The sequence below is a fragment of the Streptomyces sp. NBC_01450 genome (assembly GCF_036227505.1).
Lineage (GTDB): Bacteria > Actinomycetota > Actinomycetes > Streptomycetales > Streptomycetaceae > Streptomyces.
Genome location: NZ_CP109481.1, coordinates 72,946 through 96,292, shown reverse-complemented (window position 1 = coordinate 96,292; position 23,347 = coordinate 72,946). Strand labels below are relative to the sequence as shown.

Sequence of the window (23,347 nt, the reverse complement as noted above, 5' to 3'; positions counted from 1 at the left end):
GGGTGGGAGCGGCTGTCGCCGTGACGGACTCGGCGGGCATGCCCGGGGCTGTCCCCGCGCCCGCCCCTCTTCAGCGCCCCGCCGCCACCCGCCGTACCACCGCCAGCGCCTCGCGCACTGCCCCCGGGATGTCCGTCACCGGGAAGCGCGCCTGGCGCACCACGCGTTCGCGGTCCACCACCAGCACCGCCCGCTTCAGCCGCAGTGCCTGCCCGGCACGGAACACTGGTAGCCGCAGAGCGGCGGCGAGGCGCAGGTCGACGTCTGAGAGCAGGGTGAAGGGGATGCCCTCCTCGACCGCGAACACCCGCTGCTCGTCAGGACGTTGAGTGCTCACGCCGCGCACCTCGGCGCCCGCCGCGCGGAAGTCGTCGTACGCGTCCCTGAACAGCCGGTTTTCCAGTGTGCAGCCGATGGCGCCCGGGATGTCGGCCCAGCCGTCCGGCAGCGGGCCGGGGCGACCGGTCGCCGGGTAGCAGAACAGGACGGTGGCCGCGGCCTCGGCCACCGGGTCCAGCGGCTCACCGTCCCGGTGCCCCGGCAGTTCGAGGCGCGGCAGCCGCTCGCCCACCAGGCCCGCCACCCGCAGCGCCTCCGCACTCTCCTCGTCGGCCGTGCCGCTCAGCGAGCCGTCGCCGAGCAGCCAGCGGTCCGCCCAGTCCTGCATCGAGAGCAGCACGGGCAGCAGCCCCCGCCCGCTCTCCGTCAGCCGGTACTCGTAGCGCACCGGGCCACTCTGGTACGGCACCTTCTCCAGGACCTCCGCCTCCACCAGGTGCGCAAGACGCTCGGTCAGCACCTTCCGGGAGATCCCCAACTCCTCCTGAAGCGCGTCGAACCGGTGGTGCCCGCGTGCGGTCTCCCGAACCAGGAGCAGGCTCCACCAGTCGCCGACCACCGCCGCCGCCTGCGCGATCGCACAGGCGGCGTCCCGCTCGGGCACCGACCTGACCATGGGTCTCCTGTCTTGCGGATACAACGTCCGGTCTTTGAAGCCATCTTGCGCCATGAGGTCAGTTCCGGATAGGAACTCAATCGCAGCATGTAAGTTCCCATAAGAGACTCACGGGGGATGGGCGCAGTATGAGCGAGACACCGACGGTCCCGGAGCGCGATCGCCGCAGCACCCACCACACGACCTCGCCCCCGGCCGTCTTCTGGCGCTACTGGGCCGCTGCCACCGTCAGCGACGCGGGCACCGCCGTCACCGCCCTGGCTCTGCCCCTGGTCGCCCTCACAGTCCTCGACGCCACCGCGCTCCAGGCCGCCCTGCTCGCCGCCGCCGGACAGATCTCCTGGCTGCTGCTCAGCCTCCCGGCCGGAGTGATCGCCCAGCGCGTCCCGCTCCGCCGCCTCCAAGTCACCCTCGATCTCGTACGGTTCGTCGCCGTCGGATCCCTCCCGCTCGCCTGGTGGCTCGACCGGCTCAGCTACCCGCACCTGTTGCTCGCCGCGCTGGTCACCGGCGCCGCGACCGTACTCTTCGACATCGGCAACTCGACCTTTCTGCCCGCCATCGTCCCGGCCCGGCAACTCGCCGACCGCAACAGCCTGATGTCCGGCACGCACGCCGTCACCGAGACCGGAGGGCCCTCCGGGGGCGGCCTCCTCGTGCACGCCGCAGGCCCGGTCGGCGCGCTCCTCGTGGACACAGCCAGCTACCTGCTCTCCGCCGTGCTGCTGCGCACCCTCCCCGAGCGCCGTCCCGCCGCCCGCACCGGCGACGGCACCCTCCGGCTGATCCGCGAGGGCTGGACGTACGTGACGCGGCACCCAGTGATGCTGCCCTGCATGCTCTGGGCCACCGCCACCAACTTCGTCTGCGCCGCCCTGGTCGCCCTCACACCCCTCTACCTGGTCCGTGAGGCCGGACTGACGCCCGTACAACTCGGCATGGTGCTCGCCATGGACGGAGTCGGCGCGCTCGCCGGATCCGCCCTGGCGGTCCGGCTGACCCGTCGGTTCGGCACCGCCAGGGGGCTCGTCGGGACCGCGCTGGCCGGCGGAGCTGCCGCCCTGCTGGCCCCGCTGACCACGTCCGCAGCCGACGCATACTGGTTCGCCCTGGGCAACGCCGGCTTCGCCTTCGGCGTCGTCATCGGGTCGATCACCACCCGCACCCATCGCCAGACCGAGTCCCCGCCCGAGCTCCTCTCCCGTGTCATGGCCACCGTCCGCTTCATCTCCTGGGGCGCCCAGCCGGTCGGCGCCCTCACCGCCGGCCTGCTCGCCACGTACGCGGGGACGCACGCGGCCCTGTGGACGGTGTGCGCAGCCGCGCTCCTGCCGCCGCTGTACCTGCTCGCGGTCCCGGTGGGCCGCCGCCGGGACTTCGCCTGACGCGGTCCTGGAGCCGGCGTGTTCTTCGTTCGACACCGCGCCGACGGCGCTCATGCGCCGCTGCGGGCCGGTGATCGGCAAACGGCAGGTCGAGGACCCGGCTGGCCGTCCAGGCCGCGGTGGATATCGGTGCCTTCTGCCGGGCCCGCATCCCCGCGCCGTGCACCGCCAACACGCTGCTGGTGCTCCCGGCCGACGGCAAAGGCATCGTGAGGCGGCCCGACGCCCTGCGGTCTACGACGCTGAACCCGCCCCCGGCGTCCACACGACGTGACCCCGCCCGGGCGGCGGCCACGGCAGCCGCACACACCGCCCGGCCCGATCTCGTCGAGGCACCGCACTCCCTCAGGCAAGGGTCAACATCCTATATTTATGGCGGGAGTTGGCGTCGGCAGCGGGGCGGGGCAACGTGAGTCACGTCGAAACGGGCTATCCCGAGCGGCAGCTCGACGATGCTGTCGAGAAGCTGCGCGGCGGGCAGGGCGCGTCGGCTCTGGTGAGTGCCGAGAACGGGCTTCAGGCCTGGCTGGAGCGTTTCGAGGACAATGACCCGTTCACGGTGGACATGGCGAGGGCACTCTCACAGCACGCTGAGGTGCTGCACCGCTGGGGCGATCCCGACCTCGCGGTGGGTGCCGCGGACCTGGCGATCCGCACCTTCCTCAACCGGCGTGACGAGATCAATGGAACTGCCGCCGCACGCACGAGGTATGTACCCGCCTTCATGAAGGCCGGACTGATCGCCGCTGACATCCACCAACGGTTCGGCCGGTCCAGCATCGCAGCGAGCGCCCGAGGCCTGGTCCAGGATGCCGGCCCCAGCGTGCCGTCCGTCAGCATCGAGGCCCCCGTGCCGCTGCTGGCCGACATGACACTGGCCCGGGCGCTGAAGCAGGTCACACCGGCAGGTGATGAACGGGCGGGCGAGTTGAGCCGGGAATTCGCCCGTGCGGTGACCGCCCCGGCCACCGACTGCTCTCTTGTCACGTCGTCCCTGCGGTGCACGAGCGACGACGCCCCCATGGTCGCCGGCATGTTCGCCGCCGCCGCAACGGCGACATGGGATCGCGAACCGGCCGCGAGCCTGCGGCTGGGGCTGGAAGCCCACGTTCTCTACGCGCACCAGTCCGAACGGCAGTCGCCCGAACTGCGCCACAACATGGGCGAGCACGGCCCGTCCTGGGCGTATGTCCTCCTCATCTGCTCCCAGATCTGCGCGCGTCACGGCCTGCGTGAGCTCACGCTCGACCTCTCCTCCTGGATGGCCGGTACTGTGGCCGCGCTGATCCCGTTCGCCGTGATCGACCTGGAAACCCGCTCGGTCGCGCACGCTTGTAGCTCCTGGCGCGCCGAGCTGATGAAGGCCGCCGGTGACAAAGCGGGCGCGGCCGATGCCCGCAAGGTAGTGAGAACACTCGATGCGATGCCCTGAACGGCGCCTTTACGAGACATCGTTGAAGGCCGCGCCGGTCCTTTCGGCGACAGACACCCACACCCGACGGTACGGCGTCACGCTGGGGACATGACCCACCTCGGATGTCCGCCACGACTCAAAAACGGAAGCTCGCGGGTTCCCAGTTCGAAACGGCGGAGCCGGACCAGAGCGGCTGAGACCACATCCGGCATTCACCCGCCCGGGACCACGTCACCTGAGATTCCCTGCACCTCCACATCTCAGCTGAACCGGTCGCCGCAGGTCAGGAATCCGACTCGGGGCCAGATCACTGCGGAGACAGCGAGGTAGGGCCGCTCAGCCCAGTACGTCACGCAGCAGCCGCGCGTTCTTCACCACCTGGCTCGACCCGGTGCGCACGGCGGCCGTCGTGACCTCGGGTATCCGGCCCTTCGCCGCGCAGCGCGAGGCGCAGTCGACGCCCAGGGCGAGCAGCGCTCCGGTGCCCCGGACCACGGGGTCGCGCAGCAGGCGGGGCAGGGCCACTTCGAGCACGGACCAGACGGTGGCGTACGCGCCCGTCTCGGCCGCCGTACGCAGGGAGGCGGTCACCCGGTTCGCCTCGATCGCCCTGCCCGTGCCACCACGAGTTCGCGGTGGTGTGGCAGCTGGGCGAGCCAGAAGGGGACCATCGGGTCGCAGAGACCGCTCTTCCGGTACGGCCAGATCAGGGCCTCGGCGGCCGGGAGCAGCGGGGGACCGGGGGCCGGCTCGGGGCGAATGTGGCTCACCCAGTCCGCCAGGTGCACACCCGAGTGGGCGTCGGGCCAGTTCGCGGGACCGGATTCCCAGTGCGGCAGACCGCCCTCGCGCAGCCACCGCGCCAGCCGCTGCCCGGCGTCGGACTCCAGCCGCCCGGCCGCGCCCAGCACCTTCTCGTCCGCGGTCGGGGTGACGCGCAGCAGTGCCTGGGCCAGGTCGACCGGCGCGGGCGTGATGCCCAGCCCGTCGAGCACCGACAGACGCCTCACGAGTTCGGCGGCGTCCAGCGCACCGGTGGCGTCGGTCGGCACGGCCAGCAGGAACGGCTGCGCGTCGGCCTTGATGATGTCGACCGCCTCGGCCAGGCGCGCCCTCAGCAGCTCCCCGGCCGGGGAGAAGGCGTTGAATTTGAGGCGGGCGGTGAAGTCGCGCTCCCTCGGCTTGTCGCCCCGCAGCGCCGCGGCCACGTCGTACACGTCGGACTGGGTGAAGCCGACGGCCTCACGGGGTTCCTTGCGCATGACCGGCTTCAACGCCCGGGCCAGCGCGACCCGGTCGAGATGGGCGTGCCGGACCAGCCCGTTTAGGACACGTTCGAACGTCACCACGTCCTTGTCGTTCGCGACGACCGCCGCGAGCTCCTCGGCGACCTCGACGCCCGTCTCGATGGGCGCCGGCACCGGGCGGGGTTCGGACACGGCGGGCAGCAAGTCGGCGTACTGGCCCGTGAGTTGGCCGGTGAGCCGGTCCGGGGCGATGCCAAGCAGATCGGCGGCTCGTGCCGCGAGAGCGGGGTTGATCCGTGCGGCGGCCGTGCGCAGCTCGGGCAGTACGCGGTCGCCCGCGGCCCTGAGGTGCCGGGCGATCACGTCGAGGGCGCGCTCCTGCAGGTCGACGTCCCGGTGGTCGAGGGCCGTCGCCGCATCGAGCACGGTCCGGGCGGCGCGCGCGGTCTCCCGCCGGGCCGCGCGGTCGAGCCGGGTGAGCTGGGCGCGGACCAGCTTCTTCTCCGGTCTCAGCAGAACCCGTTCGCACACCTCGGTGAGCACGTCGGGCTCCAGCAGCCCGGCCTCGTCCAGGCCGATCAGGACCTCCTGGGCGTAACGTTGCCGAGGTGCGATGCGATTCCACCGTGCGTGGGCTGAGGAACAGCTGGGCAGCGATCTCCTGGTTGGTGTGGCCGTCCTTGTACTGGTTGGAGCGGCGGAGGAGTCGAGCGGTGAGCGCGGGTACCGTCCGGAGCGACGTCAAGGGCGAGGAAAGCGAAGGGACTCTTTGCATTTAAGCCGCTTTCACGGCGGAGGAGAAGGAAGCCCTTTCATGGCCTCGCCTCAGGCAATGCTATCAGTCGGCTCGGGACCAAGTCGTGTGCGTTTTCCGGGGTGATGGCCGTCGGCGCACACGAAAACTGGGAGGCGCCGCGCGGGCGCCTCCCAGTCGAAGCCGACGGCGAGGAAAGCGAAAGAACTTGTTTTCAGAAAAGGAATTGAGAAGGAAGCCCCTTCATGGCCTCGCCGTGGGCAACGCTAGCACTCAGCCCGGGATCAAGTCGCGTAGATTTTCGAGGGTGATGACTCGGGAGTCCGGGTGCAGCCCCTCGGGACGTTCGAGACCGATGTACATCACGGGCTCGTCCGGGACCGGGCCGCCGTCCCACAGATCCACGGTCGTGGCGCCGCCGGACATCAGGCCGATCAGGTACCGCACCGTCAGGTACTCACGCTCCACGATGGCGCGCACCACCTTGGACGCCGACACCTGGTTCTCCTCGACCCGGTTGGCCGACGAGATGGCCTTCAGATACAGGTGCAGCCACTTCGCGTGCCACCGGCCGTCGTCCTCGCGCCGGAACACCAGCGGCAGCGCCACTCGGCCCACCCCGCGAAGCTCCGACTTCATCCGCACCGTGCGCGGCTCGAACGGCCGGCCCTTCTGCTCACCGTCGCGCAGCATGAAACCGAAGAACGACTCCTCGACCTCCTCGAAGCCCTCGCCGGCGTAGATGTTGACCTGCGGAACGATGAATGTGCTGCGTACCCGGTCCAGGGACAGGTTGATGAATTCCGAGGCCCCGTCGGGCGCCTCGGTGACATCGCCCGAGTGCTCGCCCCCGACGGCCTTGAGGGAGGTGTAGGAGAGCCAGGAGTCGGTGCTGTAGTCGGTGTGGAGAAGCAGCGCCGAGAGGTCGTAGTCGGTCCGGTTCTCGGTCTCCTTCCAGTACACGAAGAAGCGCAGCTGCTCGCCGTCGACCGCCGAGACCGAACCCCGCGGCAGTACGCCGAGTCCGGCCGCGGTCGCCCTGCCGCTGAGCGGGAGCGCCACGTCGAGGACGTCGGGTCCGAGCAGCAGCCGGCCCGGCGCCGGGAGCCTGCGGCGCAGCTCGGCGTCGAGGGCGGCGATCAGACGATCGCGGTCGGCGGCCGGGCCGGGCGGCCGGTAGTCGGGGGTCACCCAGGCGCGGCCCCGGCGGTTGACGAAGATGCGGGGTTCGTCGGTCTCCCGCTCCCGGTTGTGGAAGTGCTCGCGGACCGAGAGCACGACCCGGCCGGAGACCTCGGGGGCGACCCGTACCGCGGCGGCCACCACCGCGTCCCGCTCCTCCTGGCCGGCGGCGATACGCAGCAGGAGGTCCAAGGCGCGGAACAGCTTGCCGGGAGCGGACTCCAGCAGCTTCACCGCACCGAGGACGTCGAACTCGTCGAGCAGCTTCTCGACACGGCTGTCGAAGGACCGGGCCTCCTTCTCGCCGCGCGCTACGGCGAACACATCGGCGGCGTGCGGCCAGCGCGGGTACTCGTGCGGGTGCAGACGCTCACCGAGCCGCTTGAAAGGCTCGCGGTGCGCGTGCACATCGGCCAGCTTGGCGGGGTTCGCCGCGACCACGGCGTCGAGGCCCGCCAGCAGCGCACGGCGGGCCGGCCGCGAGAGTGCCCGAAACCGGGTCGGCTCCTGCAGCGTCACGTCGCCGCCCGACAGCGCGCAGGCCAGCCGCAGCACATCAGTGACGGTGTCCAGAAGGAGGTTCGCGCCGACAGCGAGACGGGCCTCGTTGACGACCGCCCGGTTCTCCCGGACCGGGATCGACTCCGGCTGGGGGCCGGGCGCGCACCGCTCGGCGAGGGTCTTGAGGTCGCGCAGGTGGTCCTCGCCCAGTGGCGTCGTGCTGCCTGCCAAGGCCAGGTACAGGTCCGTGAGTTCGTCGTCCAGGTCCCGCCCGAGGTGCAGGACGGTCACCCGGTCGCCCGCCGAGGCGATCAGCTCGTCCTGCGCCGCGAGCATCTCCTCGTAGGTGTGCTGGTAGCGGCCGTACGTGGGGAGGCTGAGCAGGTCCAGCACCCCGTGCGCCAGCTGCGTCAGCACGTTCTCGCGCGACTTGTCGTCGCCGAGCGCCTTCGTCACACACCGCATCCAGAACTCTTCGGTGTCCGGCACGTTCGCTGGAAAGTCGATGAAGTACGCGTTGTGCTGAGCGTGGTCGCCCACCATCTCGCTCACGGTGCGCAGCGTTCGCCCGGCGGTGTGCACGACCGCGGCCTCGGACAGCCCCGACAGCCGCTCCAGCAGCTCCGCCGAGAGCTTGAAGCCCACGGACGTCAGCGCCGCGTCGAACTGCCGTGCGGCGGCGGCTCCTTCCCCGGCGGAGCCCTTGGGGGAGGCAAGGCGGTGGGTGTGCCGGATGACCAGCGATTCGAGACTGAGCGCCATTCGGGGATGATCGCAGAGGTGTGCGAGCTGGTGCACAGGAGTTTTTTGTACGCGCTCCGACGGCCGGCTGTTCGGGCTTGGGTACTGGACCAGCCTGGGAACGTGCGGTGTGCAACCTTGTGGCCGCTGATGGGGGTGCCCGAAATTGGTTCTGGCAGCAGTTTCGGGAGGGGTACTGCCGGGGCGAGACCTTGGGCCGTCAAAGTGAAGTGCGATCCGTGTTCCGCAGGCCGTAGCGTCCTGGGATGAGCAGTTTCAACACGCACCGGAGACGGGTCTACGACGAGGGCCTGCCCGCGCGTGTCCGGCATACGAATCTGCGGTGTTGCCTCGTCCACTTCGCGCCCTATGGCTTCCGAGCCACCTATCACCACCTCTGCCTCAGCGCGGGGATTCCCAAGAATCTGGAGAAGGATCCGAACTCGCTGATACGCGCCGTCGAGGAGCTGCACCACGCCCGACAGCTCTGGCTCGCCGACGAACGTGCCTATGCCGACAGTCGCCGAGCGGACAAAGCACGTGGCTTTCGGCAGGTGAAGGCAGACGAGTCCTGGCGCGGCTGGCAGCGTGGGTGGGGGAACATCGCCTACTGCCCCGAGCCGACAATCCATCCCGACGAGCCGCTGCCAGTGGTCGTCGAGCGGGTGCTCCGATCGTCGGTCCCGCCCGGTGAAGCTCCTGCGCTGACGTGCCGTGTATGCGGAAACCGGGACAACACCAGCGCCTGGCACGACGGCGTCTACCGGATCCATCAGCTGTGCAGGGAATGCGGGGTCAGCCTCGCGGTGCGGCGGGCCGACGCGCCCGACCCGCTGTTGGCGGCCGATCACGCCCGACAGTGGAAGGAAATCTGGAGGCTGCGCAACGCATCTCCTCGCAACCCGAGCTGAGTTTCGGCACGGGGGCCGGCATCACGGTGGGGTGAGAATCCGCGCTCGGAGGAGTGCGAAGGACGCGCGGCCGTACATGCCCCGTTTGAGGAGCCTGATTCTGCAGACGTGGCCCTCGACCGCGCCGGAGCTGCAGGACAGGGTGAGTGCGGCGGTGACGGCATCGATGTCCTGGCGGAGGAAGCCGGCGAAGGAGCGGACCGGCCTCAGGTCGCAGTTCGGCCCGCCGGATCCACTCGCCCACGTTCCTGCGGTCGCGGGCGGATGCCGGCAGGACGGGGCCAGACGACGATCCCCGCGTCTTCTGCAACCTCCCACAGCTCAGCTTCGGTACCGCCGAGGGCCTCATCCCCCTCGCCGCCACGGATCAGGGGGCCGCGGTCTTCGGAGCGCCGCGGGTCTACGGGTCCTCAGATGACGTGGTGGTACAGGGGGCAGAAGGCGACTGGGTCGGACACGCGATGGGCTTCTCCGAGTGGCTGTGAGTGGCTGTACCGCTACCTGATCGGCGAGGAGATGGCCGGCTGGGACAGCGCGGCGTTCTACCCGGGCCCCGTTCAGCTCGAGTACCCGCCGACAGGACCGGGCCAACGCACCCAGGAGGCCTACGGGCCCGAGCGTGGAATGTGAGCTGCACACCAACCGGGACAACCTGTAAGCGGACCTTGGCTGTCGCCAGGTCTGCTTGCCCCTGGTGCGCGGCGCCTTGATCAGTGAGTGTGTGCGCATGATGCTTCCGCCCGCTCAGGAGAAGACCGAGTTGATCGAGGTCGTCCGCATCACCGACCCAATGAGGCATCTCAGCGCCGCGAACCTGGTGGGTGACGATGTCGCGATCTGGGAGGCGGCTCAGGTCAGCAACGCCCTGACGTTGATCAGCTCTGCTCCGGATAGTGAGCTGCACCGCTGTTTCATCCCGGGCTGGGGCATCCGTGCTCATAGCGCCACCGACCTGCTCTTCCAGATCGCCTTCTGCTTTCAGTGCCATGGCGCCCGCCTGTGGGGGCCGGACGTGCCCGCCGAGTTGGATGGGATCCACGGCTTTGATCCGGACAGTCCTCCGGCCCTTGAACTGCTTCAACGATTCCGCAGCTCCACGCCGGGCCGACGCGGTTGAGGGGCGCCACACCTTCCCGGTCGAAGTACCGATCATGAGGCGGCCGTCTTCAGCACGCGGGGAAGACGGACGTGGAGGTGCTCAACTGCAACTTCACGCCCGCGTGCGCGAAGTACTCAGGCAAGGAATTCAGTGAGGCCGCCGGCCCTTTTCCGGTACTGCTGGATGACGGTGAAGGTGCTGTCCGCGTCGTTGAGTTCGCTGATCAGGTCGAACAGGGCGTCCTCGGACGGGTCGTCGATGTGGTGGCCGTTCTCGCTGTCGAAGTCGCCGATCGGACCAGCTCGGCAAGGCTCTGCCGGCAGTCTCACGCCTGTCGTCGCCCGGCTGGCCGAGACAGCGGCGGACGGCCGCTGCGTCACGCTGAGGGCCACACACGGATCCTGCGACGACGGCCCCGTCGTCAAGGCGCTGGAGACGGACGAGAGCGTGGTGCTGTACGCCTCCGTCGCGGGGGAGCGGAGCGGCCCCTGCCCCGCCGTCATGACCGAACAGAGCGTGAAGGCGGAACTGGGGAAGCCGCTCGGCGACCGCATGCTCCTGGACACCTTCACCGGCCGACCGGTGCCATACGGAGAACCCGACGGGCCATCACCCAGCTGGTCCTAGCGGCCTGAGCCGGAGGCTCGTCGTCTTCGGCGCACCCTGAGTGCGTGCCCCTGGACCACGTTCCGTCCGCACCGTGAGTAGGATCACAACCTAATTCGAGGGGTCCCTCATGTTAGTCTGGATGCATGAGTCACCAGCACGTCCCGCCCGCGCCCCAGGCGCCGGCCAAGCCGTTGCGCCGCGACGCGCAGCGCAACAGGGACGCGATCGTGGCCGCTGCCCGCAAGGCCTTCGCCGAGCAGGGGCTGGACGCTTCCCTGGAGGGTGTTGCCCGCGAGGCGGGTGTCGCGATCGGCACGGTCTACCGTCACTTCCCCCGCCGGCTCGACCTGGTCGAAGAGCTCTTCACCGCGAAGTTCACGGATCTGCTCGCCGCAGCCGAAGAGGCCGCGGCCATGGACGACGCCTGGGAGGGGTTCTGCTTCTACCTGGAAAAGCTCTGTGAACTGCAGGCCTGTGACCGCGCCTTCAATGACCTGGTCTCGGCTCGGCTGCCGGTCCATGCGCTCGGCAGGGGAATGTTCGAGCGCACGAAGGAACGGCTTGCTCAGATCTTCCGCAACGCCCAGGAGCAGGGCGTCCTGCGTGACGATGTCACTCCAGAGGACATCGCTTTCGTGATCTGGTCCCAAGTGGGGATCATCCAGGCCACCCGTGCCGTCGCCCCCAACGTCTGGCGCCGCCACCTGCACCTGCTGCTCGACGCCTTCCGCGCCGAGTGCGCCCACGAGCTGCCCGAACCCCCGCTGACCCCGCAGCAGGTCGAGCGGACCCTCACCACTCTCGAGTGCCCCGAAGAGGAGTGCCGCGAGTGCGGCGAGGAGGCCTGAGCCGCGGCTGACGGCGTCGGGCAACAGGGCCACCACGTCGGGCAATACGGCGTACGGCGGGACATGCGGCGGGCCCGGTGCCGCGGTCGGCATCCGGGCCCTCGGTCCTGCGAGGGGCGTCACCATCCAGGGGATGGCGTTCAGTTTTCCGCCAGCAGCTGTGCCAGCTCGGCGTCCAGGTCGAGCCGGCTGGATTCGGCCCCCGGCGGCACCGCGGACCACGTTTCGCGCAGGAAGGATTCCACGTCCTGCGCGGGGAACTCGAGCAGGGCCGACCCGGCAGGCGAACGAAGAGCCATGCGCACCGCATCGCGTCCCGAGCCGCCGGTCGGCCACATGTGCACGTCTCCGTGCCCGGTGTGCTCGCTCAGAGCCTGAGCCAGCGTGTCGCGGCTGAGGAACCACTCGACCGTTCCGCTCTGGTCCAGGGTGTGGAAGACGGCATGCACGGCATAGGGATCATCCGCGTCGTACCGCAGTGCTGCGCGTATCGGCACCGACAGGTCGTGCGACACGACAAGCCGCACGGGCAGCTCATGTGCCACGGTTCTGACCGATCCCACTGTTCCTCACTTCCACGTCCCCGCTCGCCCGGCACTGCGATCGCTCCCCATGTGCTTCGAGACGCGGGGCGTGGCAGTGCCACGGGAGCGACCAGTAGCGCCGGAGGACGGGAGTCGCACACACGGCTCCCGCGTGCTGTTCCCGTTCGGCCGGGCGGCGATTTCACCGGCTCGCGCTCGATGTCGGCTCGGCGAGCGGTCGGTTTGACGAGTCGCAACGGCACAACCCAAAGCCACGTCGTTGCGGCCGGTCAAACCGACCGTGTCGGCCTGCGGCCACATCAGCGCTGGTCCGCGTACCACGCGACCTGGTCGAGGTGCCAGCGCTCGGCGCTGACGCGGTACCACGTCGTCGCCTCGTCCCAGCGGTACCCGTTCCAGACGTACGCGTGGCTGCCGTTCCAGCGCTCTTCCCCGTAGTGGCCCTGGCGGTCGTCGTTCGTGTACCAGCCGCGGGGGGTGCCCCAGCTGTCGTCCTGTGCCTGGTGGTGAGCGCTCTGGTATCCGTCCGCGCGGTCGCCGCTGGTGGTGAAGGCGGTGATCGCGGACTGCGTGTGCTCCCCGGGCGCCGAGGCCGTCGCCGCTGACGCCGTGCCGCTGACTCCGAGAAGGGCTCCGCCTGCCAGTGCCGTAGAAGCGACAGCGGTCGAGACGCGCTTGATCCACTTGTTCATGGTCATCTCCATGTGATGTGCCGCGATTCCGTTGACCGGGCGGCTGTCCTGTCCGTGATCCGGGGGATCCGGATCGGCCGGGTGCCGAACGGTGAGGATCATCCGGAGGGGTCCCTCATGTTCGACGTCGCCCAGCGTACTCGAGGGGGCCCTCATGTTTGCGGTGAGGCTCATCACAGCACGTCGGATGGGGTGACTGACACGCGTGGCGTGACGGCGGCCGAGGCGGCGGGCGCCGGGTCTGACCTGCAGGAACGGGCATCCGGGACCCGGGGCGCCGACGCCAGGCTCGCGCTGGGAGCCGCCGGGATCAGGCGCCGCCTGCGCCGCGACCTGCGCATCGGGGATGTCGTCCAACATCACCGCCCGGCTCTCCCGCGGCCGACGCGCCACCTTCGCCCTTGTCGCACCGCCCGCCCCCGGCACCGACGCCCGGGCCGCAGGCGCCGCCCTCAGCGGCAAGAGGGTGCCCATCGGTGGTGTCCGCCACGAGTTCCGCGACGTACCGCGAGACTTCCGCGCGCGCCTGTGCGTCGAGTTCCCGAAGGCGACGCTCCCGCGGAGCCTCTCCGTGCACCGCCGGCACCTGGCCGCCGGGTTCTCCAACGGGAAGGACACCGCCTGCCCTGTCCACATCGACCCGTCGGTCGGACTGGGCGTCTCGGAGCGCACGAAGCTGTTCTCCGACGGCGACAAGTTCTGGATGTCCGACGGCGACAAGGGCGTCGGCAGGTGCGGTACGGCTGACGGCTGCTCCTGCGGCTGCGTCGACCGCATGTACTTCGAGTCCGCCCCCACAGACCTTGCAGGTGCCGAGAGCCACGTCCGTGCTGGTTACGCGGCATGTTGGTACTCGCGGGGATGCCGCCGAGGCGGTCGTGTCTGCGGACGTCGAGAGGGACGAGTCGGTCGGATTCGAGCGGTGGCGGGAGCGGGAGCAGGGGTGCGGTGCCTCGGCGGCGCAGGTGTGGGTCACGCGGCCAAACACCACCTCGTGACCCAGACGAGCAACCCCACCAACTCCCCCTACCAGCGCGGCCTCATCGAGGACAAGATCTACCGGGCCGTGGACGACAGGGACGAGGCCATCCGGTACGACATCACTCCGATCTACAGGGGAGCCAACTCCGTCCCCGTCCGCCTCGAGTACTCCGCCCACGGCGACAAGGGATTCGAGCTGACCGGCTGGCTCGACACCCCTGCACCCGCGCCGCGGCACCCCCACGGCACGCGACAGTTCGGTCGGCGGACCGATGCTGTGGCCCGCCGACGAGCCCTGGCCGATGTGCGCCATCCCCCACAAGCGATCCAGCGGCTTCCACTACGCCGAGGTAATGCGTAAGCGGGACATCCTGGAGCAGGCCCGGTGGCGCGACTCGCGATCCGGACCGACCGCCGGAGAGATCGAGATCATCGACGGCTTCAGACGCGGCCGGCACGCCCCGCACCTCGCCGACACCCGCCACAACCTCCACGTACGACTCCTCCGGCGCCACTCCGAGGACATCGGCACGCCGCTGACCGAGCAGCCGGTCCCCGAGGCCGTCGGCCGCGAAGAACTCGTACCGGCCCCCTGCGTGCTGCGCCCCGAGGAAATGGTCGAGCACCCCTACCTCGAGGCCCTTGCCCCCTCCTTGCAGGCCCGTATCGACGCATGGGAGGGGCCAAAGGACGACGAAGGCCCGCAGTACATCTACGACCTGTCCACGGCCCCCGGCTGGAGGATCGGCGGATACATCGCCTGGAACCTCACCGGGCCGCAGTGTCTGGCCTGCTCCTCTCAGAGAATCGGGCCTCCATCCGGGCTGTCAGGCGGCCGAACAGGGTGACGGTTTCGGTGCGGTTGCAGTGCTGCGGCCACTCCAGCCACTCCGGGTCATCAAACGTACGAAGCAATGTCAGCAGACCTACTTCGCTCTCAGTCACTCGCACGTCTTGGCGCGTGAGCTGCACGAGCATCCGCACGGGCCTCCGCCGAGCGTGCCCGTGCACCCTCCTGTCCCGGCAACACCCATTCAAGTTCAGTAGCCGGGCGAGGGTGAGGAGGCGGGCGCCGATGCCGATGGTGCGCCGTGTGCCGGCTCTGGCGGGGAGTCGGGCAATTCGCGGATACGTGGGACCGGCGAAGGCAGCACCCAGACCAGGCACATCACGGTCCCGGCTGTTGCGATTCACAGTGTCGGGCGTAGCCCGATGGCCGTGCCGAGCGCTCCTCCCGCGAGCGCGCCCAGCGGGCGCATCCCGTGGGTGAGGGTGCGGTAGGCCCCGTTGACGCGGGCACGCAGGGCGTGGGGGATGAGGGCCGTCTGAAGTGAGCCCAGCGAGATGTCGACGATCATCGCGCCCGCGCACGAGCCGAATTCGGCGAGGAAGAGGAGGCTGAGGACGAGGGGGTCGGGGCCGTCCGCGAGGGGTACGAGCAGCAGCGGAACCGGGAAGGCCGTGAAGCCGACGACGACGGCGGGTCCTATGCCGAGGCGGCGCACGAGACGGCCGGTGAGGGACGCACCGATCAGCCCGCCGATCGCACCGATGCCGAGGACCGACCCCAGCACGCCTGCGCTCAGGCCGAGTTCGGTGGTGGCGTAGAGCACGAAGAGCGTGTGAAAAATGAAATTGAAGAACTGAATCGTGGCGGATGCGGCGAACGTGGCGCGCATGACGCGCGAGTGGAGGATCCACCGCAGGCCTGCGGTGAAGTGTCCTTTCGCGGGTGGCACGGCCGACGGTTCGGCGGGGGTTATGCGCGCCAGGCAGTAGGCGGAGGCCAGATAGGTCACCGTGTCGGCGAGGAGTGCCAGCGGCGCGGTGAACAGCTGGACGAGGAGACCTCCGGCGCTGGGGCCCGCGACGAAGGACATGGCGCGGCTGCCGTTGACGAGGGAGTTGCCCTCGATATAGCGCTCGGTGGGGATGAGCGAGACGAACAGGATGGTGTTGCAGACGTCGAAGAGGACGGTCAGCGCGCCGATCCCCGAAGCGACCGCGTAGAGCTGCGTGAAGGTGAGTGCGTCGAGGGCGTACGCGAGGGGAACCGACGCGATGAGCAGGGCCCGCGCGAGGTCCGTGGCGATCATGACGCGGCGGCGGTGCGCTCTGCTGTCGGCCCAGGCGCCTGCGGGAAGAGAGAGCAGCAGGGCGGGCATGAGCTGGGCCGTGGCGAGCCAGCCCATCTGGGCGGCGTCGGCGTGGAGGGCGAGGACGCCGACGAGTGGGAGGCCGATCTGGGATATCTGGTCGCCGGCGAGGGAGATGCTCTGGCCGGTCCAGTAACGGCGGAAGGATCGCTTGCGCAGGAGGTCGGGAACGGCTGCGGATAAGCGGCCCGAGGCCGTCATCGCGGGCTGCCCGTGCCGTCCGGAGCGATGGAAGTCTCCTCGTTGCCGGCGGGCTGCCGGGGCAAGGGAAAGGCGGCCCGGACGATCTGGACGAGCCGTGCGCCCTGGGGGCGGGCGGCCGGGTCGCCCTGCCGGTCCTCGTAGGGGCGCAGCAGACGGTCGAGTTTTTCGCCGAGGTCAGCGAGCTCCTCCGCCGTCAGGTAGAGCACCTGGTCGCCGATGTGCTCGGCTTCCTGCCACTCGCGCGGCAGATCGCGGCGCTCTTCGACGGCGCGGGTGATCAGCTCGAAGTAGCGTTCGGCGACCGCGGTTTCCAGTGCCCTGCTGGCCTCTGCGACGGCAGGGTCCTCGGAGTAGTTGGGCCATTGAGTGAAGCGTGCGGTGGCGCGCCAGGGTTTCTCGCGGCCTTGGCCGCCCGGTGCGACCTCGACCAGTTGGTACTTGGCGAGCATCCGCAGGTGGTACGAGCAACTGGCGACGGATTCGCCGGTGAGCTCGGCCGCGCGGGTCGCGGTGAAGGGGCCTTCGGTACGGAGCAGGCCGACGAGGCGCATACGGGTGGGATGGGCGTAGGCGCGCAGAGCGCGGGGGTCGGTGAGCCGGGCTGTGCGGGCAGGGGCTCCTGATGGCTCGTCCCTCTGACTGTTCGACATGTTGTAAAGGTATCTTTAGAAAGATTCCTTTACAACATGTGCTCTGCGTGACCCTCGCGTTGGCGCCGGGGTCTGATGCGGCCCGCTGCGGCGCTGGAGGGTGAGGAACTGAACCTGCTGTGCGAGGACGTTGGTGCAGGACCGGAGTTCTCGCACCTCGCGCGTGTGCTCCTGGCGAAGCCCGCGCTCGGCCGCCTTCAGAGACTGGACCTCCTGCCGGAGGGACGCTGAGGGTGCGGCTGCGTCTTCTCGTTCGGGTCCGAGGTTTCGGAACTCCGCCAGAACACGGGGGTAGCGGTAGACGCCGGCTCTGCTGACGGCGGCTTCAACGGCGAGGGAGGCGACGGTGAGGGAACCGTCACTACGGGTGGGCTCTTCGCGAAGCAGACGCTCGGATGCCGCTTTGAGGCTTGAGTTGATATGCCGGCGCTCCAAGCACCCGGCGGCGGGGCCCGGCCTCCCTTCTGGCGGGCGCAGCGCCACGCGCCGGCGGCCCGGCCCGCTGCCGGGGCCTCACCCCGTTGACTGCCGGGCGGAGGGTCGTTCCATGGCGTTGTCCAGATGGGTGATGACAGCCGGCACGTCATCACTCTCGGTGCTCCGGATCAGCTGCAGGGCCGGCCGGACGAGGCCACCCGGTCGCGCTATCAACCGTGCGAGCACGGCGGCCCGGATGTCGAGCCGCTCGATGGCGGCCTCGCGCTCCTCTTCGTTCTGGCCGGCGAGCAGGACGGCGTTGTGCCACGCCTCCTCGCGGGACTGACGGACACTGAAGTCGAGGATCCGCTCGTCGGTGCGGGCTCCGACCTGATCCAGCAGCGACAGCAATGGCGACAGGGCGCCGACCGAGTCCTGCACCGCCAGCACCACCCGCCCAAGGATGTCGTTGATCAGCAGAAAGTCGCGCCGTAACGCGTGGATGGCCTTGCCCGGGCTGGTCCGCGCGGCGGCGATGGCCAGGTCGAGGTTGATGTGCGCGTTCACGCCGAGTATCAGGTGCTGGACGATGATGGTGTCGGCGTCGTCGAGCAGCCCGAACGCCTCGCGCCAACAGCGCGGCCCGCTCCGGTCACGACGCCAGGCGTCATACGCGTCGAAGTAGCGGTTGCCGAAGAACGTGTCGAAACGGTCCATTCGGACGCCGTCGTCGAACAGCCCCCCGTGAATGGCCGTGCGGACCTCAACGGTCACCTGTCGGTACAGCGCCGCGAAGTACCCGACCCGGTCACCGGCGCGGCCGGCCTCCCGTACGATCCCGGCAAGCCTGTCCACGACATCGTCGATGTTCTCTGCCGCCATGCCCAACTCCCTCTCGCGGCCCCGTCGTTCGGCCCGCACTCTTGCTGCTGTCCGCAGCGCCGACTACAGCCCCGTCCTACCACCGCACACCGGGGAACGGGACCACGCGTGGGACCACGGGAGTTACTGATCTCGGTTCGGCAGGGTGATGCTTGCTGAACTTCCTGCTTCGGGCTCGTTGCCTGTCGTAGTGGCGGCGGGCTCCAGACGAGACCCTCAGAGCGCCGAAGGCACTGGTCTGGAGCGCGTCGGCCAGGCGGTTGTCGCGGACGCAGCGGGCCTGGACGGTGCGGCTCTTGCCGGAGGCCCGGGCCCCTCGACCGGGGTGAGCTGTGGCGAGCAGGCCGGCAGCAGGAACACCGTCAGCCACTCGCGTTCGGCAATCCGCCGCTGTATCGCCTGGAGACGTCCTCGACGGGTTCATAGCCGGAACCGGCCTGCCCCTGGACACCCCGACATCACCCTGCCAAGCCGAGACCAGTATCGACGGCTTCGGAAGCCACCCCGGCGGCTCTTCGCTTGACCAATGTCGGCGAGTTGGGGAGTCGCGGCAGTCTGCCTCATGGACTGACCGCAGGTCAGGCGGTCAGTTCCGTCTGGGCCGATGTCGCGGTAAAGGGGATGTGGCGGATGTACCACTCGGTGGCGAACAGCCGTTCCCGTGCATCCGGCGGAAGGTTGGCGATCACTCCCGGCAGGGCTCCCCGCTCGACCTCGGAGCGATGCGCCAGTACGGCGGCGATCTTCTGCTCCATCCAGGGGCCGACATCGACAGTCGCGGTGACCTGTTCGTCCGGAACGCTGTACACCGCCTTGCGCGCACCGATCACGTCTCTCAGCGCCGGCACGGCCGAGTGCGGGTGCGTGGCCAGGTAGAGGGCACGCGGCTGCCAGGGGGCACCGGCATCCGGGTAGAGCAGCTCAAGGCCGGCTGCCTTGGCAGCGAGCATGGTCACCCGATGGGTGTGCACGTGATCTGGGTGACCGGGCAGCCCGCCGTAGGCGTCATGGGTGACCATGATGTCCGGGCGCAGCTCCCGGATGTGCGCCACCAGCCGCCGCACCGCCTCGTCGAGCGGCGCATCGCAGAACCGCACACAGCCCGGGGCCGACTGCGGTACACGCGCATCGGCGTAGCCGAGCATTCGCGGCTTGCCGGCGTCGAGGATCCGCAGCGCCTCGGCCAACTCCGCGGCCCGCGGGGTGTCCGCGGCCCAGGTCGCCGTGACAACTGCGGTACGCGCGCCCGCGGCTGCGTGACGGGCGAGCACTCCGCCGGCCGACAATGACTCGTCGTCGGGGTGCGCGAAGACCGCGAGCAGGCTCGGCACGGGCATGGACAGACCACCTTCCAGGGCGAAGGGAGCCTGATCGTACGTCCCCCAGCGCGTCGACCGACGCCGTGGTGAACAGCGGCACGTCGGCCGCCCCGGCCTGCGACATGCCGAACCGCACCCCACACCACTCGGTCGCGCGCCTCAAATTGATCAAGGCGGTCGGCTGCACGGAAGCCGGGCGGTGACGGGCGATCCCCGAGCTCGTGGGCATCCCGGCCCCGGCCGTGACCCGCTGGACAACAGCCCATGTGGATCCGCACGGGGCTGACGTCACCGCGCCGCTGAGGCTTCTGGACTGGGAGGGCTGGGGTCAGGCCCCGGAGGAGTCCGACGCCGCCACGCTCTACGCCTACTCGCTGCTCCACCATGACGTCGCCACCCACGCCCGCGACGCCTTCCCCGTCCTGGACAGCCCGGCCGGCCTCGCCGCCGAAGCGACCGTGGGCGCCCAGCTGCTGCAGACCGTGAGCCGTGGGGACAACCTCGCCCTCGCCGACCAGCTCCGGGACTGGTCCGCGGAACTGCGCCGACACTGACGGCTCTTGCGTCCGGCCAGCCAAGCCTGGAGATCAGCCTGCCCACCCGATGCCACGGACCCCGATCGCTCCGGCGTGCGGTATGGCCGCATGCAGCCTCACCGGTGCCCGACTTGGCGTCCACTGCGCTCTCGAACGCGGAAGCCGATTCATTCGGGTCGTCTTGCTGTGCGTCGTCATCGTGCTGGCCGGCAAGCTCGCCAGCTCGCCTACCACCAGTTCGCGCAGTGGCCACGAGCGAACCTCATCAGGAAAGCGCCTTCCGAGATCCGGTCCGCCTCGGGGCGGCCGGGATCAGACCGCCGACCATGACCGGGACCAGCCGGCCCGCCACGCCGGATTCGCCCTGCGACCCCACGGGCCCGTTCGGAGTCGTCTCACGTGGCTGGGATAAGGATTGGACGGTGTGACGCTGGGCTTGTAGCTTGCACTGGACCGCGACACCGCCCGAGGAGGTGAGACCCATGAACGCTGTATCGATATGGGTGCTCCCCCTTCCCGTCACGGCCGGCGATTGACGTAGGTGTCGCCGGGAGCGCCTCGCCAACAAGGCACTCCCGAAAGGCAACACCTATGGACTCTCCACAGTTCACCACCGAGCCGTCGTCGAACGATACGGTCGAGCGCGACTCCACCGTGGGCGACCTCCCCGGCCTCCGGTCGCCGGCCTCCGGCGCTGATCGCGCGCCCCTCATGTTCGACGTGATCATTGCCGGGTGCGGGCCGACTGGCGCGATGCTGGCCGCCGAACTGAGGCTGCACGATGTGCGGGTACTCGTTCTGGAGAAGGAAACCGAGCCCGTGCCGTTCGCCCGCATCGTCGGTCTGCATATTCGCAGTCTCGAGCTGATGGCAATGCGCGGACTGCTGGATCGCATGCTCGAACACGGAAGACAGCGTCCGGCCGGCGGATTCTTCGCCGCCATCACCAAACCCGCACCCAAGGGCCTGGATTCCGCGCACGCCTATCTGCTGGGCATCCCACAGCCGGTCATCGTCCACCTGCTCGAAGAACATGCGATCCAACTGGGTGCGCAGGTCCGGCGCGGTTGTGCGGTGGCCGACTTCGAGCAGGACGACGAGGGCGTGACCGTCGAGCTGGCCGACGGCGAACAACTGCGCTCGCGCTACCTCGTCGGCTGTGACGGCGGGCACAGTACGGTACGCAAACTCCTCGGCGTCGGCTTCCCCGGCGAGCCCTCGCGGACCGAGACGCTGATGGGCGAGATGGAAGTGGGCGTGCCGCAGGAGGAGATCGCCGCCAAGGTGACCGAAATCCACGAGACCGACAAGCGATTCAGTCTCAGGCCCTTCGGCGAAGGGGTCTACCGCGTCGTCGTCCCCGTCGCGGAAGCCAGCGATCGCGCGGAACCGCCCACCCTCGAGGATTTCGAACAACAGCTGCGCGCCATCGCCGGAACCGATTTCGGCGTGCACTCCCCGCGCTGGTTGTCCCGCTTCGGGGATGCCACCCGGCTGGCCGAACGTTATCGGGTCGGGCGGGTGCTGCTGGCCGGCGATGCGGCACACATCCATCCACCCACCGGCGGACAGGGCCTCAACCTTGGCGTTCAGGACGCATTCAACCTCGGCTGGAAACTGGCCGCACAGATCCGCGGCTGGGCGCCGGGAACACTGCTGGACACCTACCAGGCCGAACGTCACCCGGTCGCCGAGTACGTGCTGGACAACACCCGCGCCCAGATGGAACTGCTGTCCACCGAACCGGGCCCGCAGGCCATGCGCAGGCTGCTCACCGAACTGATGGACTTCGACGAGGTGAACCGCTTTCTGATCGAGAAGATCACCGCGATCGGCATCCGCTACGACTTCGGCGAAGGCCCCGCCCTGCTCGGCCGCCGCCTGCGCGACATCGACGTGAAACAGGGTCACCTCTACGGTCTGCTGCATCGCGGCCGCGGCCTGCTGCTGGACCGCACCGAACGCCTGACCGTCGGCGGCTGGTCAGACCGGGTCGATCACCTCTCGGATCCCACTGCGGCACTGGATGTTCCGTGCGTCCTGCTACGCCCCGACGGCCACGTCGCCTGGATCGGCGACGATCAGCAGGACCTGGACGACCACCTCTCCCGCTGGTTCGGCAAGCCCGCCAACTGATGTCCCCTGAGCAACCCAAAAGGCCCGAGGATGATCGGAACGGCCAGGAGCGACTGACCATCGGAAGGCTGGAGGCAGCATCAGCCGTGGTGCTCTGGCGCCAGGGCCGGCCTGCGAGGAGGGTCAGCCTCCGAGTGGCGACCGGAAGACGGCGCAAGAGCACCGCGGAGGGGATCGGCGCAGACGGCCGTGCGTTCGTCTGACGGCCGGTTGATGAGCAGGACCCGGTTCAGCCTCCGAGGCTGTGTGCAAGGTGGAACAGCTCTGCCAGGCGCAGCACCCGTCCGTTGAATCCTGGCAGGGGGACATGGAGCGGCTGGGTCCAGTGGGCGGGGATCGCATCCAGCCCGTAGTACGCCCCCGCGAGGCCCCCGGTCACCGCGGCGACGGTGTCCGTGTCACCGCCGAGATCGATCGCCGCGCGTATCGCGTCTTCGAAGCCGGTGGTGGTGCGCAGGGCCCAGACGGCGGAGCCCAGACAGGGCCAGACGGCACCGTTGAACTCGGTCGCCTGATCGGGGTGCCAGTCGGGCGCGAGGACTGTGGCATAACGGCCGCGATGGTCGGGGTGGACAAGAGCCAGGATGTCCGGGAGCGCGGTGAGAGGGTCGGCGTCCTCGAACGTGACGCGGATGAGTTCGTGGAAGATCGCGGTGCCTTCCCAGGCCGCGCGGTCACCGTGGGTGAGGGCAGCGATGCGGCGGGCCGCGTCCATGGTGGCTTCCTGGCCGGCGGCCGCGAAGTGGACCGCGGAGGTCGATGCCCGCATCAACGAGCCGTTTCCCGCCGCTCGTTGATTGACCTGGAAATGGATCGCGGCGGCGAGGTCCCAGGGCATGCCGTTGGTCAGGACGTCTTCGGTCTGCAAGCCGATGTCCTTCGGTTCTGATGCGGCCCACCGCTGGAAGCGGGCGAAGACGTCCGGCAGATCCAGCCCGCCCCGCTCCAGCAGCGACTCCGCGACCAGGACGGCCATCTGCGTGTCGTCAGTGGCCTCGCCGGGGTCCCAGCCCCCGCCTCCGCACATCTCGCCACCGGCACCAGGCGCGGGAAACCGCGCGGAGAACGCTCCCCGGGGACCGAACTCGAAGGGGCCGCCCAGAGCGTCACCCACCGCTGAGCCGACGACCGCGCCAGCGGCCCGCTGAATCCGCTTCATTCGCGCAGGTTATCCGTGCCGCGC

General features: G+C 69.5%; 20 protein-coding genes and 3 pseudogenes. 9 read left to right on the top strand and 14 right to left on the bottom strand.

Annotation, left to right across the window (positions count from 1 at the left end):
• Positions 1 to 70: 70 nt before the first annotated feature.
• Positions 71 to 955 carry a winged helix-turn-helix transcriptional regulator gene (locus tag OG568_RS48540; RefSeq protein WP_329529767.1) on the bottom strand — a complete coding sequence of 295 codons (885 nt, stop codon included), beginning with the start codon at positions 953 to 955 and terminating at the stop codon, positions 71 to 73.
• A 128-nt stretch (positions 956 to 1,083) separates the two neighbouring features.
• Between OG568_RS48540 and OG568_RS48535 the strand changes: the two genes are divergently transcribed.
• Positions 1,084 to 2,340 carry an MFS transporter gene (locus OG568_RS48535; protein WP_329529766.1) on the top strand — a complete coding sequence of 419 codons (1,257 nt, stop codon included), beginning with the start codon at positions 1,084 to 1,086 and terminating at the stop codon, positions 2,338 to 2,340.
• 409 nt (positions 2,341 to 2,749) lie between these two features.
• The gene (locus OG568_RS48530; RefSeq protein ID WP_329529765.1) at positions 2,750 to 3,772 is read left to right on the top strand and encodes a hypothetical protein; all 1,023 of its coding nucleotides are present in this window, start codon (positions 2,750 to 2,752) and stop codon (positions 3,770 to 3,772) included.
• 318 nt (positions 3,773 to 4,090) lie between these two features.
• On the opposite strand, the gene OG568_RS48525 is transcribed toward OG568_RS48530, so the two are convergent.
• The 4 genes and pseudogenes from OG568_RS48525 to OG568_RS48515 all read right to left on the bottom strand — a co-directional run bounded on the left by OG568_RS48525 (position 4,091) and on the right by OG568_RS48515 (position 8,200).
• Positions 4,091 to 4,345, bottom strand: a complete 255-nt coding sequence (locus OG568_RS48525; RefSeq protein ID WP_329529764.1) for a hypothetical protein — start codon at positions 4,343 to 4,345, stop codon at positions 4,091 to 4,093.
• Positions 4,342 to 5,544 (bottom strand): DUF6493 family protein, encoded by a 1,203-nt coding sequence (locus OG568_RS48520; RefSeq protein ID WP_329529763.1) that lies wholly within the window; start codon positions 5,542 to 5,544, stop codon positions 4,342 to 4,344. The genes OG568_RS48525 and OG568_RS48520 overlap by 4 nt, the downstream gene beginning before the upstream one ends.
• Before the next feature lie 70 nt (positions 5,545 to 5,614).
• Positions 5,615 to 5,776 (bottom strand): annotated as a pseudogene (locus OG568_RS61710) (LuxR C-terminal-related transcriptional regulator); the annotation flags it as partial.
• A 252-nt stretch (positions 5,777 to 6,028) separates the two neighbouring features.
• Complete coding sequence (locus OG568_RS48515) at positions 6,029 to 8,200, bottom strand: TerD family protein (protein ID WP_329529762.1); 2,172 nt, start codon at positions 8,198 to 8,200, stop codon at positions 6,029 to 6,031.
• Between the two features lie 245 nt (positions 8,201 to 8,445).
• On the opposite strand from OG568_RS48515, the gene OG568_RS48510 reads away from it, so the two are divergent.
• Positions 8,446 to 9,090, top strand: a complete 645-nt coding sequence (locus OG568_RS48510) for a hypothetical protein (RefSeq protein ID WP_329529761.1) — start codon at positions 8,446 to 8,448, stop codon at positions 9,088 to 9,090.
• A 21-nt stretch (positions 9,091 to 9,111) separates the two neighbouring features.
• On the opposite strand, the pseudogene OG568_RS61705 reads toward OG568_RS48510, so the two are convergent.
• Positions 9,112 to 9,282 (bottom strand): annotated as a pseudogene (locus tag OG568_RS61705) (ISL3 family transposase); the annotation flags it as partial.
• Between the two features lie 568 nt (positions 9,283 to 9,850).
• Between OG568_RS61705 and OG568_RS48505 the strand changes: the two are divergent.
• Positions 9,851 to 10,207 (top strand): hypothetical protein, encoded by a 357-nt coding sequence (locus tag OG568_RS48505; protein ID WP_329529760.1) that lies wholly within the window; start codon positions 9,851 to 9,853, stop codon positions 10,205 to 10,207.
• A 116-nt stretch (positions 10,208 to 10,323) separates the two neighbouring features.
• Here OG568_RS48505 and OG568_RS48500 read toward each other — a convergent pair whose 3' ends face one another.
• Complete coding sequence (locus tag OG568_RS48500; RefSeq protein WP_329536654.1) at positions 10,324 to 10,743, bottom strand: hypothetical protein; 420 nt, start codon at positions 10,741 to 10,743, stop codon at positions 10,324 to 10,326.
• 198 nt (positions 10,744 to 10,941) lie between these two features.
• On the opposite strand from OG568_RS48500, the gene OG568_RS48495 reads away from it, so the two are divergent.
• Positions 10,942 to 11,646, top strand: a complete 705-nt coding sequence (locus OG568_RS48495; protein WP_329529759.1) for a TetR/AcrR family transcriptional regulator — start codon at positions 10,942 to 10,944, stop codon at positions 11,644 to 11,646.
• 140 nt (positions 11,647 to 11,786) lie between these two features.
• On the opposite strand, the gene OG568_RS48490 is transcribed toward OG568_RS48495, so the two are convergent.
• Together OG568_RS48490 and OG568_RS48485 are read right to left on the bottom strand one after the other, a co-directional pair.
• Positions 11,787 to 12,209 (bottom strand): SsgA family sporulation/cell division regulator, encoded by a 423-nt coding sequence (locus OG568_RS48490; protein WP_329529758.1) that lies wholly within the window; start codon positions 12,207 to 12,209, stop codon positions 11,787 to 11,789.
• Positions 12,210 to 12,490: 281 nt separating this feature from the next.
• Entirely contained in the window at positions 12,491 to 12,985 is a 495-nt protein-coding gene (locus OG568_RS48485) for a hypothetical protein (RefSeq protein WP_329529757.1), read from the bottom strand.
• A gap of 244 nt (positions 12,986 to 13,229) precedes the next feature.
• Between OG568_RS48485 and OG568_RS48480 the strand changes: the two genes are divergently transcribed.
• Both OG568_RS48480 and OG568_RS48475 read left to right on the top strand, forming a co-directional pair.
• The gene (locus OG568_RS48480; protein WP_329529756.1) at positions 13,230 to 14,225 is read left to right on the top strand and encodes a hypothetical protein; all 996 of its coding nucleotides are present in this window, start codon (positions 13,230 to 13,232) and stop codon (positions 14,223 to 14,225) included.
• Positions 14,218 to 14,712, top strand: coding sequence for a hypothetical protein (locus tag OG568_RS48475; protein ID WP_329529755.1), 495 nt, complete (start codon positions 14,218 to 14,220; stop codon positions 14,710 to 14,712). The genes OG568_RS48480 and OG568_RS48475 overlap by 8 nt, the downstream gene beginning before the upstream one ends.
• Positions 14,713 to 14,904: 192 nt before the next feature.
• On the opposite strand, the pseudogene OG568_RS48470 reads toward OG568_RS48475, so the two are convergent.
• The 4 genes and pseudogenes from OG568_RS48470 to OG568_RS48455 all read right to left on the bottom strand — a co-directional run bounded on the left by OG568_RS48470 (position 14,905) and on the right by OG568_RS48455 (position 19,510).
• Positions 14,905 to 16,221: pseudogene (locus tag OG568_RS48470) on the bottom strand (MFS transporter).
• A complete protein-coding gene (locus OG568_RS48465; RefSeq protein WP_329529753.1) occupies positions 16,218 to 16,874 on the bottom strand; it encodes a winged helix-turn-helix domain-containing protein in 657 nt (218 codons plus the stop codon). Before OG568_RS48465 ends, OG568_RS48470 begins: the two are co-directional and overlap by 4 nt.
• A gap of 513 nt (positions 16,875 to 17,387) precedes the next feature.
• A complete protein-coding gene (locus OG568_RS48460; RefSeq protein ID WP_329529752.1) occupies positions 17,388 to 18,173 on the bottom strand; it encodes a DUF5995 family protein in 786 nt (261 codons plus the stop codon).
• Positions 18,174 to 18,751: 578 nt separating this feature from the next.
• The gene (locus OG568_RS48455) at positions 18,752 to 19,510 is read right to left on the bottom strand and encodes a PIG-L family deacetylase (protein ID WP_329529751.1); all 759 of its coding nucleotides are present in this window, start codon (positions 19,508 to 19,510) and stop codon (positions 18,752 to 18,754) included.
• A 203-nt stretch (positions 19,511 to 19,713) separates the two neighbouring features.
• Here OG568_RS48455 and OG568_RS48450 point away from each other — a divergent pair, with 203 nt between their 5' ends.
• Together OG568_RS48450 and rox are read left to right on the top strand one after the other, a co-directional pair.
• Positions 19,714 to 20,046 (top strand): hypothetical protein, encoded by a 333-nt coding sequence (locus tag OG568_RS48450; protein WP_329529750.1) that lies wholly within the window; start codon positions 19,714 to 19,716, stop codon positions 20,044 to 20,046.
• A 573-nt stretch (positions 20,047 to 20,619) separates the two neighbouring features.
• Positions 20,620 to 22,164, top strand: a complete 1,545-nt coding sequence (gene rox / locus OG568_RS48440) for a rifampin monooxygenase (RefSeq protein ID WP_329529749.1) — start codon at positions 20,620 to 20,622, stop codon at positions 22,162 to 22,164.
• Between the two features lie 229 nt (positions 22,165 to 22,393).
• Here rox and OG568_RS48435 read toward each other — a convergent pair whose 3' ends face one another.
• Positions 22,394 to 23,323 carry an ADP-ribosylglycohydrolase family protein gene (locus OG568_RS48435; protein WP_329529748.1) on the bottom strand — a complete coding sequence of 310 codons (930 nt, stop codon included), beginning with the start codon at positions 23,321 to 23,323 and terminating at the stop codon, positions 22,394 to 22,396.
• Positions 23,324 to 23,347: the final 24 nt, after the last annotated feature.